A 15,203-nucleotide genomic window follows, 5' to 3' on the forward strand; every position below is an offset into this window, starting at 1 on the left:
GGGCGGAGGCCGAGGTCACCGTCGAGGCTCGGCCGCGGACGTTCACGCAGGCCGCGGGGCTGGTGCTCTGGTACAACACCGAGGCGTACGTGAGCACCGGGGGCCGAGGGTCCCTACCGGCCGGGGTACGAACTCGTCGCCGAGCAGCTGCTGGAGTACATCGCCGAGCAGAACCTGCGCCCGGGCGACCGGCTCCCCACGGAGCAGGGACTGGCCGAAGTCCTGGGCGCCTCCCGCAACGTCACCCGGGAGGCGGTCAAAGTCCTGGCCGCCATCGGCCGGTTGAGCGTGCGCAGAGGCGCCGGCATCTTCGTCGCGGAGGCCTCCGGCGGGCTGGTGGACGATCACCTGGCGCACTTCCGCCCGACGAGCATGGACGACGTCCTGATGCTCCTGGAGTACCGCACGGTGATCGAGTCGGAGACGGCCCGCCGGGCCGCGGGGCTCGCCACCCCGATCGAGGTCCGCACCATCCGGGAGAGCGCGGAGAGTTCACTGACGGCGGGCCGGCGCGGCGACGCGCACGCCTTCGCCCGGGCCGACGAGGCCTTCCACGACGCGGTGGGCGCCGCCTCCCACAACGTGTTCCTGAGGTCGAGCGTGGCCGGCGTACGGCGCCTCGCCTCCCAGTCCGACGTGCTGCTCTTCCACGGCGACGCCCCCGGCTCGCTGGAGGTCGCCGCACGACAGCACCTCGCCATCGCAGAGGCGGTCGCCGCGGGGGAGGCCGATCTCGCGAGCGAGTTGATGGTGGAGCACATCGCCACCACGCGGACCCAGTTCGAGCGGAAGATCCGCGACCGGCTGTTCAACCTCGGTGACCGCGCCGCCCCCGGGGCACCCGCGCGGCCCTCGACGAGCGCCGGTCCCGGCGACTCCTCGCTGCCCCCGCAGACGTCGGCCTCCTAGGCCGACCTCGTACGGGCGCCCCCCGACCGACGTCCGGGGAGGCCGGTGGACGACCGGCCTCCCGCGCCACATCCTCCAGGCGATTGGATTTCCGTGTCTGTTCCGTCTGCGCGCAGAGGCCGCCGTGTGCCGCTGCGAAGAGTCCTCATAGCCGCCGTGTCCCTGGCCGCCGCGGCGGCGCCCCTGACCGTCACCTCCGCCCAGGCCGCCGCGCGGCCGTCGGGCCTCACCGTCTACGTCTCCCCGACCGGCAGGGACACCGGCCGCGGCACCGCCGACCACCCTTTCAGGACCCTGGAACACGCACGGGACTACGTGCGCGACGCCAAGTCCAAGGTGCGCGGCGACATCCACGTCCGGCTCAAGTCCGGGACGTACCAGCTCAGTCGCACCTTCGCCCTGACCGCCAAGGACTCCGGCACGGACGGGCAGCGGATCGTCTATGAAGCCGCACCCGGCGCGCACCCGGTGATCAGCGGCGGCAAGCAGGTCACCGGCTGGACCAAGGCGGATGCCGAAGGGAAGGTCTACAAGGCGAAGTTGACCGGCCTGGACACCCGACAGCTCTATGTGAACGGCGAGTTGAGGACCCGGGCCCGCAGCGGGAAGAACCCCGCCGGCTTCAGCAAGACGTCCACCGGCTACACCTTCACCGACTCCGCCATCAGCGCGTACAAGCGCCCCTCGGACCTCGAAGTGGTCAGCTCCTGGGGCTGGAAGCTCATGCGCTGCCCCGTGGCGTCGATCTCCGGCAACGCCATGACGATGCAGCAGCCGTGCTGGAACAACGCCCACCTCCAGAGCGGCCAGGAGATCCAGAACCCGACCTGGCTGGAGAACGCCCGCGAGCTGCTGGACAGCCCGGGGGAGTGGTACCTCGACAAGAGCGCAGGCTACGTCTACTACCAGCCCGAGCAGGGCGAGAACATGAAGACCGCCGACGTGACCGTGCCCGTGGTCCAGGACCTGGTCGACCTGAACGGCACCCGTGCGAACCCCGTCGCGAACGTGTCCTTCCAGGGCATCACCTTCTCCTACTCCACCTGGCTGGAGCCGAGTTCGTCCGACGGGTTCATCGAGGGCCAGGCCGGCTTCCGGATGGTCGGCAAGGACAACCCGGACTTCGACTCCACGCGCCTGAAGTGGAAGAAGACACCCGGGGCCGTCAACGTCAGCCACGGCGAGGGCGTCGAGTTCACCGGCAACACCTTCACCCACCTCGGCGCGGTGGGCCTGAACCTCAACACCGGTACGCAGCACACGACCATCACCGGCAACGTCTTCCGCCAGATCGCCGCGACCGGCATCCAGATCGGCGGGGTCGAGTGGGGCGACGCCCACCCCGACGACCCGCGGGACATCACCAAGGACACGCGGGTCGACAACAACGTCGTGACCAAGGTCGCCGATCAGTACAACGGCTCCCTCGGCATCCTGGCGGGCTACACCGACTCCACGGTGATCACCCACAACAAGGTCTACGACCTGCCCTACTCCGGCATCTCCGTCGGCTGGGGCTGGGGCCTGACCGACCAGGGCGGCAACTCGGCCTACCCGAACAACGCCGGCGTCCCGGTCTCCGACACCCCCACCATCAGCCGGAACACCGTCGTCACCGACAACGAGATCAGCGACATCATGAAGTCGCAGGCCGACGGCGGAGCGATCTACACGCTCAGCAACAACCCCGGCGGCACGGTGTCCGGCAACTACATCCACGGGGTCCCGGGCCCCGCCTACGGCGCGGTCTACCACGACGAGGGCAGCCGCCACTGGACCAACACCGGCAACGCCTTCTGCGACGTCACCTTCCAGTGGCTGCTGATGAACCACGCCGAGGACAACACGGCCAAGGGCAACTACACGACCCAACCCGCCTTCAGCGTCCAGTACTTGAGCAAGAACAACGACGTCAACGGCAACATCACGGTCGGCGCCTGCGACCAGCTGCCCGCCTCGATCGTCAACAACGCCGGTCTCCAGGCGCCCTACCGGCACCTCGACCCGGGCCCCGTGGTCACCGACCACAAGGCGCCCACCGCCCCCGGCACCCCGACCGCGACGACCGACTTCCCGACCGTCGCCGACCTCACCTGGGCCGCCGCCACGGACGACACCGGCGTCACCGGCTACTCGGTCCGCCAGGACGGCAAGCTGGTCAACGCCTCCGGCAAGACCTCCGTACGCCTCTCCGGCCTCACGGCGGGACGCACGTACACCTTCACCGTCACCGCCCGTGACGCGGCCGGCAACGAGTCCGCGCCGAGCAAGGCCGTGCAGGTCACTATGCCGGACGGCACGGACCTGGCCCTGAACAAGCCGGTCACCGCGTCCTCCGACTCCGAGGGCAACGTCCCGGCGAAGGTGAACGACGGTGATCTGTCGACCCGTTGGGCCCAGGGCCTCGGCCTGCCCGACCCGTCCTGGATCCAGGTCGACCTCGGCGCCTCGTACGACGTGAGCGGCGCCGTCACCACCTTCGAGAAGAGCAGCGGCTACAAGTACCGCATCCAGGTGTCGCCCGACGAGGTCCACTGGACGACCCTCGCGGACCGCACCGCCGACAACACCACGGCGCAGACCGACTACGCGCACACCGACACCCCGGTCGCGGGCCGCTTCGTCCGGCTCACGGTGACCGGCTCCAGCGGCAACGGCGGCAGCATCTACGACTTCCAGGTCTACGGCACCGCCCGCGCCCCCGGCTCCGACCACACCGCGCCCACCAGCCCGGGCAAGCCCACCGTCAAGGCGCTGCTGCCCAGCCTGGTGGACGTCGACTGGCCCGCCGCCACCGACGACACCGGCGTGACCAGCTACGTCGTCTACCAGGACGGCCAGCGGATCGGCGTCACGGACAAGACGACCTGGCGGGTCGCGAACCTCAAGCCGGCCACGGCGTACTCCTTCACCGTCGTGGCCAGGGACGCCGGACTCAACACCTCCGAGCCCAGCCCGGCGGCGGAGTTCACCACCCCGGCCGACGACAACCTGGCCCTGAACAAGACGGCGACCGCGTCCTCCGAGTCGGACGGCTACGCCCCCGCGAAGGCCCTCGACGGCAACCTCTCGACGCGCTGGGCCCAGGGGTTGGGACTCCCCGACCCGTCCTGGCTCCAGGTGGACCTCGGCAAGGACACCACCGTGTCCGCCGTGGTCACGACCTTCGAGTTGGCCAGCGGCTACAAGTACCGCCTGGAGTACTCCACCGACGGTCAGAGCTGGTCGACGTTCGAGGACCACACCGCCGACAGCACCACCACCCAGGTCGACTACGCCTTCGCCGACACCCCCGTCACCGCCCGCTATCTGCGCCTGACCGTCACCGGCTCCAACTGGAACGGCGGCAGCATCTACGAACTCCAGGCGTACGGCGGCTTCTGAGCCACGCGCCCGGCGACCGGCACCCGGCCGGCTCCTCCCACACAGAGACGAAAGCCAGGATGAAGATCACCCATGTCGAAGTACACCGGATCGACGTTCCGGCGGCCGCCCCGCCCTTCCGCTGGCGGAACGGGCTGAGCGGAAGCGCTCCGGCCGGCGACGGCGCGGTGCTGCGCATCGGGACCGACGAGGGCGTCGAAGGGGTGGCCCTGTTCGCCCGCCCGGGAGCGTTCAGCACGCTCACGGATCTGGTGGACCGGGTCTTCCGGGAGGAGCTGACCGGCGCCGACCCGTTCCAGCGGGAGTGGCTGTGGCACCGCGTGTGGGAGCTGGACCGCATCCACGAACTCCCGCTCCCCACCCTGGGGTTGATCGACATAGCCCTGTGGGACCTGGCCGGCCGCTACCACGGCGAACCGGTCTGGCGCCTGCTCGGCGGCTTCCGGGAATCCATCCCCGCCTACGCCTCCACCTCGACGTTCTCCTCCACCGAGGAGTTCCTCGACGTGGCCGACCAGTGCCTGGAACTCGGCTACCAGGGGATCAAACTGCACGCCTGGGGCGACGCCCGCAGGGACGCGAAGCTGTGCCTGGCCCTGCGGGAGCACGTCGGCCCGGACGTGCCGCTGATGTACGACGGTTCGGCCGGCTTCGACCTGCCGGACGCGATCCGCGTGGGCCGGGCGCTCTCCGAGGCGGACTACCTCTGGTACGAGGAGCCGATGCGCGAGTTCAGCGTCTCCGCGTACCGGCAGCTGGCCGAGACCGTGGACGTCCCGCTGCTGGTGGCCGAGACCTCCGACGGGGTCCACATGAACTCCGCCGACTTCATCCGCGCGGGCGCCGCCACCTTCGGCGTACGGGCCAGCACCAACCTGCGCGGCGGCATCACCGGCGCCATGCGCACCGCCCACCTCGCCGACGCCTACCGGCTGCGGGCCGAGGTGCACGGCTCGGACATCCCCAACCACCACCTGTGCATGGCGATTTCCAACACCACCTACTACGAGTCCCTGGTGACCGCGACCCGGGTGGTGCGCGAGCGCCACGTCGACGCCCAGGGCCTGGTGCACGCCCCCACGGCACCCGGCATCGCACTACCCCTCGACCTCGGCTACGGCAGCGAACTGCTGCTGTACGTCGAACAGCCGCGCTGACGGCAAGAACAGAAAGGCAAGACGATGACGTCTTTCACGTCCACCAGAGCTCTGCGCACGGCCGCCGCCGCGCTCTCCCTGACCACCGCGGCACTTCTGGCCGGCTGCGCCAGCGCCGACACCACCTCCCGGTCCTCCTCGGACCAGTCGAGCTTCAAGCCGGCCGCGCAGAAGGACGGTTCGCAGATCACCGTCTGGGCGGACTCGACCCGGCTGCCGTCGGTGCAGAAGTACCAGAAGGCGCACCCGGACGTGAAGATGGACATCGTCACGTACGACGGCGGTGCCGACGGCTCGACGTACCTGCAGTCCAAGGTGCAGCTCTTCGACCGGACCGGCAGCGGCTGGCCGGACGTGGTGTTCGGCTCGCCCACCGACGTGACCTGGGCCTCGGAGCCGACCAAGCCGGGAGTGCAGCCGTTCGCCGCCCCGCTGGACGACAAGCTCGTCCCGCAGAACACGCTGAACGGCTTCGCCAAGGGCTCTTTGACGCCCTGTCAGTTCGACGGCCACACCTACTGCCTGCGCAACGACATCGCCCAGGTGGTGCTCTGGTACAACAAGTCCCTCATGGACAAGTGGGGTTACCAGGTCCCCACCACCTGGGAGGAGTACGAGGCCCTCGGCAAGAAGGTGGCCAAGGAGCACCCCGGCTACCTCGTCGGCTCGGTCGGTGACACCAACTCCCATGAGTCGTACTTCTGGTCCGGCCAGTGCCCGGCCTTCGACCTGGTGAAGCCGGACACCCTGCGCACCGACCTCCAGGACGTGAACTGCACCCGCACGGCGAAGCTCCTGGACGGTCTGATCGACGCCAAGGCCGTCACCACCAAGGGCTTCTTCAGCCAGGGCTTCGCCAAGGAGAGCGGCAACAAGGTCCTGATGGCGTACGGCCCGTCCTGGTACGGCCAGTACCTCTTCAAGGCCGCGTTCAACGCCCCCGCCAAGCAGATCGCGGCGGCACCCCCGCTGACCTGGCAGGGGGAGACCAAGGCGGCCACCGGCAACGTCGGCGGCGGGGTCTGGATGGTGTCCTCGCACAGCGCCAACCTCAAGGCGTCCACGGACCTGGTCACCTGGCTGACCACGTCCGACGAGAACCAGGCGTCCGCGCCCACCTACCCCGCGTACACCGCCGCCGCGCAGGCCTGGCTCAAGAACCCGGCCAACAGCGACTACTTCGCCAATGACGTGAGCGAGGCCTTCGAGCAGGCCGCGAACGAGGTGTGGACCGGCTGGTCGAACACCCGGTTCTCGGACTCCACCGCCTGGTCCAGCGTCGTCCTGCCCGCCCTCACCGCCGGCAAGAGCCTCACCGAGACCCTCCCGGCCTGGCAGAAGGAGATCGCCAACGAGGCGAAGGCGCACGGTTACAAGGTGGCCGACCAGTGACCCTGCTGGAGACCGAGCGCGTCGCCGTCTCCTCCCTGCGCCGCGGCACCACCGCGCGGCGCAGGGCCGGCGGCCGCGCGGGCTATTACTTCGTCATCGGCTACACGCTGCTGCTGCTCGCCTTCGGGGTCGTACCGACCGCGTACTCCTTCTACCTGGCGTTCACCAACGACCAGGGCCAGTTCACCGGCTTCAACCAGTTCGTCAAGGTCGTCCAGGACTACCGCTTCGGGCCGGCCTTCGGGCACATGCTCGTCTACCTGGTGCTGTGGCTGGTCGCCCTCGTGGTCCTGGTCGTCCTGACCGCGGTGATCCTGCGCAGCCGGGTCCGCCCCGCCACCTCGGCCCTCTTCCGTTTCCTCTACTACATCCCCGGCGCCCTCGCCGGGGTGGCCAGCGTCCTGGTCTGGCTGTTCATGCTCGACCCGGACGTCAGCCCGGTGTCCTGGCTCCTGAAGAGCCTGGGCATGCAGACCTTCGCGGCCGTACTCGCCCCCGGCAACCTGCCGTTGATCCTCATGCTCATCGCCTTCTGGACGGGCGCGGGCGGCTGGATGGTCGTGATGTACGGGGCGCTCAACAACATCCCCGACGAGGTGCTCGAAGCCGCCCGCATGGACGGCGCGGGCCCCTGGCGCACCGCCTGGCACATCCAGATCCCGATGATCCGGCAGTGGATCGTCTACATGACCATCATGGCCTTCGCGACCGGCACCCAGCTCTTCGTCGAGCCCCAACTGCTCCAGACGGCCAGCCTCGGCCGCGTGAGCCCCACCTGGTCACCCAACCAACTCGCCTACGTCTACGCCTTCCAGCAGGGCGACTTCAACGGCGCGGCAGCCATCTCCGTCGTGCTCCTCGTCGTGGGCCTCCTGGCCGCGGGCCTGCTGGTCGCCCGCTCGAACCTGTTCAAGTTGGATGAGTCATGACGCCCTCAACTCTCTCCCCGGCAACGGCGACGGCACCGGCGATCCGCCGCGTCCGGCCGTCCCGAGCCCTCTCCTTCCTGGTCGTGGCCCTGCTGCTGGCCTTCCTGCTGGTGTTCTTCGTCCTGCCGGTGATCTGGCTGCTGCTGGCCCCGTCCAAGACGGCCGGTGAGGCGGTGCGGGACAACCCGCTCTCCTTCGGCTCGTTCCACCAGATCGGCGCGGCCTGGCGACACTTGTTCGCCTTCCAGGACGGCGCGATGCTCACCTGGCTGCGCAACTCGGCGATCTACTCGGGCGGTTCACTCGTCCTGACCCTGGCCGTCAGCATCCCGGCCGGCTACGCCCTGGCGCTGACGAAGTTCAAGGGCCGCAAGACCCTGCTCGTGATCACGCTGGTCACCATGATCATGCCGCAGGCGACCCTGGTGCTCCCGGTCTTCCTGGAGCTGAACCGCTTCCACCTCATCGGCACGGTCTGGTCGGTGATCCTGCCCTTCTCGTTCTACCCGTTCGGCGTGTACCTCGTGTACATCTACTTCGGCAGCAGCCTGCCGAGAGACCTGCTGTCGGCGGCACGGATCGACGGCTGCAACGAATGGCAGCTCTTCGCGCGGATCGCGCTGCCGCTGGCGAAGCCGGTGATCGGCCTGGTCGCCTTCTTCAGCTTCGTGGGCAACTGGAACAACTTCTTCCTCCCCTACCTGGTCCTGCCGAACAGCAAGCAGTTCCCGGTCCAGGTGGGCCTGAACCAACTCCTCACGTCCACCCCGTCGTTCAACCCGGTGGCAGGAGCGGGCCTCAACATCACCATCCCCGAACTGGCACTGGCGATCATCGTCGCGATCCTGCCGGTCCTGGTCCTGTTCTTGTTCTCCCAACGCACCTTGGTGTCAGGCATGTTGGCAGGGTCAACGAAGGAATGAACGGTGCTATTCAACGGGGCGGTGCTGCAGCGCCCCGTCAGGGGCGCGGGGAACTGCGCGACCAGCCACGACGCACCCGCGGACAACAACGATCCCTCACCCCTCCAACAACATCCTCTGCAACTCCCGAGCCGCCCGAGGCGGAGCCACATCACTCCGGTGCGCCAGCGCGATCGTCCGCGACAACCCCGGCCGAGCCAACGGAGTAACCCGCAACCCCCGCCCCGACCGCGCCGCCACCATCCGAGGCACCACAGCCACCCCCAACCCCGCCCGCACGAACCCCAACACCGCGTCCATCTCACCTCCCTCGACGGAGAACGTCGGCTCGAACCCCGCTGAACGACAAGCCGCGACCGTCAACTCCCGCAGGTCATATCCATGCCGGAACATCACCAGCCGCTCACCCTCCAGGTCGGAGATCCGGACGGTCCGCCGCCCCGGCCCACCCGGCGCCGACGCCTCCGGTGAGGACACCACCACCAGGTCCTCCCGCAACAGCTCCACCGTCGTCAGCGCCGGAGACGGCGTCGGCAGCGGCAGCACGACGAGCGCGAGATCCAGCGCCCCGCGCGCGAGCTCCCGTACGAGGTCGTGCGAACCGCTCTCCTCGATCAGCAGCCGGATCCCGGGATACCGGTCGTGGAAGGCGCGCAGCACATCCGGCAGCAGGCCCGTGCACAGACTCGGCGTCGCCCCCAGCCGCACCCGCCCACTCCGCAGCTGCACCAGCTCCTGCACCTCGTGCCGGGCCGTGTCCGCGTCGGCCAGGATGCGGCGGGCCAGCGGCAGCAGCGCCTCGCCGGCGTCGGTGAGGCTGATGTTGCCGCGCGCCCGCAGGAACAGATCCGCCCCCAGCTCCCGCTCCAGCGCCTTGATCTGCTGGGAGAGGGAGGGCTGGGCGACATGGACCAGGTCGGCGGCCCGGGTGAAGTGCCGCGTCTCGGCGACCGCCACGAAGTACTGGAGCTGCTGGAACTGCATACTCGTACCATAGCCGCTGCCTATCGAATCAAGCCGGACCATGTCTTGGACCGATCGGCATGCGGAGGCCTAGCGTCGGTGGCATGGCTCTGGCAACGCGGACGGACCGACGGCCGTCGATGGCGCGGACCGTGTGGGACAGCTCCGTCGGCAAGAAGACCGTGATGGCCGTCAGCGGCCTGATCATGCTGCTCTACCTGGTCGTCCACATGATCGGGAACCTGAAGATCTTCTTCGGTTCCGGCGAGTTCAACCACTACGCGCACTGGCTGCGCACCGTCGGCGAGCCCTTCATGCACTACGAGTGGACGCTCTGGCTCATCCGGATCGTCCTGGTCGTCGCCGTGATCGCGCACGCCGTCTCCGCCTACCAGCTCAGCCGCCGTGACATCAGGGCGCGGCCCAGCAAGTACGTGCACAAGAAGGCCCGGTCCAGCTACGCGACGCGCACCATGCGCTGGGGCGGGATCATCCTCGGCCTGTTCATCGTCTGGCACATCCTGGACCTGACCACCGGCACCGTGCACTCCGGCGGCTTCCAGGAGGGCCACCCGTACCAGAACGTCGTGGACACCTTCTCCACCTGGTACGGCAACGTCATCTACATCGTCGCGATGCTCGCGCTCGGCCTGCACGTCCAGCACGGCTTCTGGAGCGCGGCCCAGACCCTCGGAGCCGGCAGCCGCACCCGCGACCGCGCCCTCAAGACCACCGCCAATGCCCTCGCGCTGCTGCTCACGGCCGGCTTCATCGCCGTACCCGTGGGCGTCATGACCGGAGTGGTGAGCTGAACATGACTTCCTACGTGGACTACGCGACCGGCGAACCCGTCGCCGACACCAAGGCCCCGACCGGCCCGGTCAACGACCGCTGGGACACCCGCCGTTTCGAGGCCAAGCTGGTCAACCCGGCCAACCGCCGCAAGCACACCGTGATCGTCGTCGGCACCGGCCTCGCCGGCGGCTCTGCGGGCGCCACCCTCGCCGAACAGGGCTACCACGTCGTCCAGTTCTGCTACCAGGACTCCCCGCGCCGCGCCCACTCCATCGCCGCCCAGGGCGGCATCAACGCGGCCAAGAACTACCGCAACGACGGCGACTCCATCCACCGGCTCTTCTACGACACCGTCAAGGGCGGCGACTTCAGGGCGCGCGAGTCCAACGTCCACCGCCTGGCGCAGATCTCGGTCGAGATCATCGACCAGTGCGTGGCGCAGGGCGTGCCGTTCGCCCGGGAGTACGGGGGTCTGCTCGACACCCGGTCGTTCGGCGGTGTGCAGGTGTCCCGGACCTTCTACGCCCGTGGCCAGACAGGGCAGCAACTGCTGCTCGGGGCCTATCAGGCGCTCAGCCGGCAGATCGCCGCCGGGAACATCGAGATGCACCCGCGCACCGAGATGCTCGACCTGATCGTCATCGACGGGAAGGCGCGCGGGATCGTCGCCCGTGACCTGATCACCGGGAAGATCGACACCTACTTCGCCGATGCCGTCGTACTGGCGAGCGGCGGCTACGGCAACGTCTTCTACTTGTCGACGAACGCCATGAACTCCAACGCCACCGCCGTCTGGCGGGCGCACCGGCGCGGCGCCCACTTCGCCAACCCCTGCTTCACGCAGATCCATCCGACCTGCATCCCGCGCACCGGCGACCACCAGTCCAAGCTGACGCTGATGAGCGAGTCGCTGCGCAACGACGGCCGGATCTGGGTGCCGAAGGCCAAGGGCGACGAGCGTCCGGCGAACCAGATCCCCGAGGACGAGCGCGACTACTACCTGGAGCGCATCTACCCGTCCTTCGGCAACCTGGTCCCGCGCGACATCGCCTCCCGCGCCGCGAAGAACGTCTGCGACGAGGGCAGGGGAGTCGGCCCCGGCGGACAGGGTGTCTACCTCGACTTCGCCGACGCCATTCAGCGGATGGGGCGCAAGGCCGTCGAGGAGAAGTACGGCAACCTCTTCGACATGTACGCCCGGATCACCGCCGAGGACCCGTACACGGTCCCGATGCGGATCTACCCGGCCGTGCACTACACGATGGGCGGACTGTGGGTCGACTACGACCTCCAGACCAGCGTCCCGGGCCTGTTCGCGATCGGTGAGGCCAACTTCTCGGACCACGGGGCGAATCGCCTGGGCGCGAGTGCCCTGATGCAAGGGCTGGCCGACGGCTACTTCGTGCTGCCCGCGACCATCAACGACTACCTCGCCCGCAACCCGCACCAGAGCGCGGTCACCGACGAACACCCCGAGGTCCAGGAGGTGTTGGCCGACACCGAGGACCGGCTCAACCTGCTCCTGTCGGTGGACGGCGACCGTACGCCCGACTCCTTCCACCGTGAACTGGGCGAGCTGATGTGGGAGTTCTGCGGCATGGCCCGCAGCGACACCGGACTGCGCAAGGCACTTGAGCGCATCCCGCAGATCCGCGAGGAGTTCTGGCGCCGCATCAAGGTGCCCGGCACCGGCGAGGAGTTCAACCAGTCCCTGGAGAAGGCCAATCGGGTCGTCGACTACCTGGAGCTGGCCGAGCTGATGTGCCTCGACGCGCTGCACCGCGCCGAGTCCTGCGGCGGCCACTTCCGCGAGGAGTCCCAGACCCCGGACGGCGAAGCGGCCCGCCGGGACGAGGAGTTCTCGTACGCGGCCGCCTGGGAGTTCACCGGCACCGGCGAGGCTCCCGTCCTGCACAAGGAAGACCTGGTCTTCGAGTACGTCCACCCCACTCAGCGGAGCTACGCATGAAGCTCACCCTGCGCGTCTGGCGGCAGCGCAACGCCGACGCCGACGGCGCCATGTCCACGTACGAGGTGGACGGCATCTCCTCCGACATGTCCTTCCTGGAGATGCTGGACACGCTCAACGAGGAGCTCATCCTCAAGGGCGAGGACCCGGTCGCCTTCGACCACGACTGCCGCGAGGGCATCTGCGGTGCCTGCTCGCTCGTCATCAACGGCGACGCGCACGGCCCCGAGCGCACCACCACCTGCCAGTTGCACATGCGGTCCTTCGAGGACGGCGACACGATCGACATCGAGCCCTGGCGGGCGTCGGCGTTCCCCGTGATCAAGGACCTGGTGGTGGACCGCTCCGCGTTCGACCGGATCATCCAGGCCGGCGGTTACATCACGGCCCCGACCGGCGCCGCGCCCGAGGCCCACGCGACCCCGGTGCCGAAACCGGACGCCGACTTCGCCTTCGAGCACGCCGAGTGCATCGGCTGCGGGGCGTGCGTGGCGGCCTGTCCGAACGGCGCGGCGATGCTGTTCACCTCGGCCAAGGTCAACCACCTCAACGTGCTGCCGCAGGGCGCGCCCGAGCGCGAGACCCGCGTCCTCGACATGGTCGCGCAGATGGACGACGAGGGGTTCGGCGGGTGCACACTCGCCGGCGAGTGCGCCACCGCCTGTCCCAAGGGAATTCCCCTGGTGTCCATCACGAGCATGAACAAGGAGTGGTTGCGGGCCACGCGCAAGGTGGCCAAGAGGTAGCGCCGCAGACGTTCGCCGAGGGTGCGGACGGGCGGGGCCGGATGTGGTGCTCAACCCCCGGCCCCGTCTCGCGTTTTCGCCGCCCCCCGCCATTCAACAGGTCCACATCCGCTCTCCCGACACTCGTCACGTGCACGCCAACCGGCGTCGGAAGAACTGTTGCGGCCGGTTCTACGTTACCGGCCCCACTCGTTGCTCCGCCGAAATCCGGCCCCGCGACCAGGAGAGAGCCATGACCGGCGTTTCCACGCTCGACCGCCCCCCGCAGCCCGCGGCGCCCACCCGCTACACCGTCTCCGTCGCCCGCGACGAGGCCGACGTGCGGGCCGCGCAGCGGCTGCGGCACGACGTATTCGCCGGGGAGATGGGTGCCCTGCTGGCCACCCCGCAGCCCGGCTACGACATCGACCCCTTCGACGCCTACTGCGACCACCTGCTGGTCCGCGAGGAGGTGTCGGGCCAGGTCGTCGGCACGTACCGCCTGCTGCCCCCGGACCGGGCCGCGGTCGCCGGACGGCTGTACTCCGAGGGCGAGTTCGACCTCAGCGCGCTCGACGGGATCCGCCCCGGTCTCGTCGAGGTCGGCCGCTCCTGCGTGCACCCCGACCACCGCGACGGCGCCGTCATCGGCCTGATCTGGGCCGGCATCGCCCGGTACATGATCGACCGCGGCCACGAGTGGCTGGCCGGCTGCTGCTCCATCCCGCTGGCCGACGGCGGCGCGCTCGCCTCCGGCACCTGGGAGAAGGTGCGCGCCAAGTACCTCGCCCCGGAGGAGTACCGGGTACGCCCGCTGCTGCCCTGGGTCCCGGACGCCGCCGTCCCCGCGGCCTCCTCCGCGGAACTGCCCGCCCTGCTGCGCGGCTACCTCCGCCTCGGCGCCTGGGTCTGCGCGGAGCCCGCCCACGACCCCGACTTCGGTGTCGCCGACCTGTACGTGCTGCTGTCGATGCGCCGGGTCAACCCGCGCTATCTGCGGCACTTCCTCTCGCTCGTCCCGGCCTGATGAGCGTCTGGCTGCCGAGTGCGCCCTGCACCCCCAGGGCGTGCATCGAACCCACCCGGTCCCTCACGGCCGTACCCCTGGCCGTGCTGCGCCTCATGGCGGTCGTCGTCGTGGTGCTCGGCGGGATCATGCTGATGCCGCTCGGCGGGCTGATCCCCGCCGCGGCGGTGCGGCTGTGGTGCCGCTGGATCGTGCGGGCCGCGGGGGTGCGGCTCCGTATGACCGGGGCCGCGCCCTCCGGCGGCGGTCTGCTGCTGGTCGCCAACCACATCTCGTGGATGGACATCCCGCTGATGGCGGCCGTACGTCCGGCCCGGATGCTCGCCAAGGCGGAGATCCGGGGCTGGCCGGTGGCGGGGGTGCTGACCGCCGGGAGCGGTGCCCTGTTCATCGACCGGGACCGGCTGCGCGCGCTCCCCGAGACGGTGGCCCGCATCGCGGACGCGCTGGGCTCCGGCAGCGCGGTGGCCGTCTTCCCGGAGGGCAGCACCTGGTGCGGGCGCGCCCAGGGCTCGTTCCGGCGGGCCGTCTTCCAGGCCGCTCTCGACGCCGGTGTCCCTGTGCAGCCGGTGCGGCTGCGCTACCGGATCGAGGGAGGCTCGGCGACCACGGCGCCCGCCTTCATAGGGCAGGACTCGCTGCTGTCGTCGGTGTGGCGCGTGGTCTCGACGCGCGGCCTGGTGGCGGAGGTCGACGTACGGGCCGTCATCGCGCCGGGCAGCCACCCCGACCGCCGGTCACTGGCCCGGGCCGCGCAGCCCCGCGAGACGACCCAGCCGAACTGGACCCATGTCGCCCTGGTGGCCCGGACGGAAATCCCGAGGAGGTTCCGACGGAACGCTGTTAGCGTGGAGCCCGTGCAGGACATCAGGCGTACCCACACCGCAGCCGCGCGAGCGACCAGCTCCCCGGCTGCCGACGTCTGACCTCGTCACACTTCCCCGGCGGCCGGAGACGGACCGCCGGGACGACTCTCTCCTCCTCTCCCCGTTGTGTTCGCGCGGTCCTTCCCGGTCTCCCCGACCTCAGG

12 protein-coding genes and 1 pseudogene are annotated in these 15,203 nt (G+C 69.6%); 12 read left to right on the forward strand and 1 reads right to left on the reverse strand.

The genetic code is table 11. The annotated features are described in order from the left end of the window. Positions 1–174: 174 nt before the first annotated feature. From ACWDR3_RS16830 to ACWDR3_RS16860, 7 genes and pseudogenes are all read left to right on the forward strand, one after another. Positions 175–255 (forward strand): annotated as a pseudogene (locus ACWDR3_RS16830) (GntR family transcriptional regulator); the annotation flags it as partial. Between the two features lie 33 nt (positions 256–288). Then, positions 289–909, forward strand: coding sequence for a FadR/GntR family transcriptional regulator (locus tag ACWDR3_RS16835; protein ID WP_450353303.1), 621 nt, complete (start codon positions 289–291; stop codon positions 907–909). Positions 910–1,041: 132 nt separating this feature from the next. Then, complete coding sequence (locus tag ACWDR3_RS16840; protein ID WP_450353304.1) at positions 1,042–4,293, forward strand: discoidin domain-containing protein; 3,252 nt, start codon at positions 1,042–1,044, stop codon at positions 4,291–4,293. 59 nt (positions 4,294–4,352) lie between these two features. Beyond that, complete coding sequence (locus ACWDR3_RS16845; protein ID WP_450353242.1) at positions 4,353–5,450, forward strand: enolase C-terminal domain-like protein; 1,098 nt, start codon at positions 4,353–4,355, stop codon at positions 5,448–5,450. Positions 5,451–5,474: 24 nt separating this feature from the next. Then, positions 5,475–6,842, forward strand: coding sequence for an ABC transporter substrate-binding protein (locus ACWDR3_RS16850; RefSeq protein WP_450353243.1), 1,368 nt, complete (start codon positions 5,475–5,477; stop codon positions 6,840–6,842). Next, a complete protein-coding gene (locus tag ACWDR3_RS16855; RefSeq protein WP_450353244.1) occupies positions 6,839–7,771 on the forward strand; it encodes a carbohydrate ABC transporter permease in 933 nt (310 codons plus the stop codon). The genes ACWDR3_RS16850 and ACWDR3_RS16855 overlap by 4 nt, the downstream gene beginning before the upstream one ends. Further along, a complete protein-coding gene (locus tag ACWDR3_RS16860) occupies positions 7,768–8,694 on the forward strand; it encodes a carbohydrate ABC transporter permease (RefSeq protein WP_450353245.1) in 927 nt (308 codons plus the stop codon). The genes ACWDR3_RS16855 and ACWDR3_RS16860 overlap by 4 nt, the downstream gene beginning before the upstream one ends. A 96-nt stretch (positions 8,695–8,790) precedes the next feature. On the opposite strand, the gene ACWDR3_RS16865 is transcribed toward ACWDR3_RS16860, so the two are convergent. Continuing rightward, positions 8,791–9,678 carry a LysR family transcriptional regulator gene (locus ACWDR3_RS16865; protein ID WP_450353246.1) on the reverse strand — a complete coding sequence of 296 codons (888 nt, stop codon included), beginning with the start codon at positions 9,676–9,678 and terminating at the stop codon, positions 8,791–8,793. A gap of 119 nt (positions 9,679–9,797) precedes the next feature. Between ACWDR3_RS16865 and ACWDR3_RS16870 the strand changes: the two genes are divergently transcribed. From ACWDR3_RS16870 to ACWDR3_RS16890, 5 genes are all read left to right on the forward strand, one after another. Then, positions 9,798–10,469, forward strand: a complete 672-nt coding sequence (locus tag ACWDR3_RS16870; RefSeq protein ID WP_450353305.1) for a succinate dehydrogenase — start codon at positions 9,798–9,800, stop codon at positions 10,467–10,469. 2 nt (positions 10,470–10,471) lie between these two features. Further along, positions 10,472–12,421, forward strand: a complete 1,950-nt coding sequence (locus ACWDR3_RS16875; protein WP_450353247.1) for a fumarate reductase/succinate dehydrogenase flavoprotein subunit — start codon at positions 10,472–10,474, stop codon at positions 12,419–12,421. After that, entirely contained in the window at positions 12,418–13,167 is a 750-nt protein-coding gene (locus tag ACWDR3_RS16880; protein WP_123996516.1) for a succinate dehydrogenase/fumarate reductase iron-sulfur subunit, read from the forward strand. The genes ACWDR3_RS16875 and ACWDR3_RS16880 overlap by 4 nt, the downstream gene beginning before the upstream one ends. Before the next feature lie 232 nt (positions 13,168–13,399). Continuing rightward, positions 13,400–14,173, forward strand: a complete 774-nt coding sequence (locus ACWDR3_RS16885) for a GNAT family N-acetyltransferase (protein WP_450353248.1) — start codon at positions 13,400–13,402, stop codon at positions 14,171–14,173. Continuing rightward, the gene (locus tag ACWDR3_RS16890; RefSeq protein ID WP_450353249.1) at positions 14,173–15,099 is read left to right on the forward strand and encodes a lysophospholipid acyltransferase family protein; all 927 of its coding nucleotides are present in this window, start codon (positions 14,173–14,175) and stop codon (positions 15,097–15,099) included. The genes ACWDR3_RS16885 and ACWDR3_RS16890 overlap by 1 nt, the downstream gene beginning before the upstream one ends. Positions 15,100–15,203 lie beyond the last annotated feature (104 nt).

This window comes from Streptomyces sp. NPDC001002 (genome assembly GCF_053599215.1).

Bases quoted from the DNA above. Each gene is read 5' to 3' on its own strand.
- ACWDR3_RS16880 (WP_123996516.1), top strand. From the start codon at position 12,418: ATGAAGCTCACCCTGCGCGTCTGGCGGCAGCGCAACGCCGACGCCGAC.
- ACWDR3_RS16850 (WP_450353243.1), top strand. From the start codon at position 5,475: ATGACGTCTTTCACGTCCACCAGAGCTCTGCGCACGGCCGCCGCCGCG.
- ACWDR3_RS16860 (WP_450353245.1), top strand. From the start codon at position 7,768: ATGACGCCCTCAACTCTCTCCCCGGCAACGGCGACGGCACCGGCGATC.
- ACWDR3_RS16845 (WP_450353242.1), top strand. From the start codon at position 4,353: ATGAAGATCACCCATGTCGAAGTACACCGGATCGACGTTCCGGCGGCC.
- ACWDR3_RS16875 (WP_450353247.1), top strand. From the start codon at position 10,472: ATGACTTCCTACGTGGACTACGCGACCGGCGAACCCGTCGCCGACACC.
- ACWDR3_RS16870 (WP_450353305.1), top strand. From the start codon at position 9,798: ATGGCGCGGACCGTGTGGGACAGCTCCGTCGGCAAGAAGACCGTGATG.
- ACWDR3_RS16890 (WP_450353249.1), top strand. From the start codon at position 14,173: ATGAGCGTCTGGCTGCCGAGTGCGCCCTGCACCCCCAGGGCGTGCATC.
- ACWDR3_RS16885 (WP_450353248.1), top strand. From the start codon at position 13,400: ATGACCGGCGTTTCCACGCTCGACCGCCCCCCGCAGCCCGCGGCGCCC.
- ACWDR3_RS16865 (WP_450353246.1), bottom strand. From the start codon at position 9,678: ATGCAGTTCCAGCAGCTCCAGTACTTCGTGGCGGTCGCCGAGACGCGG.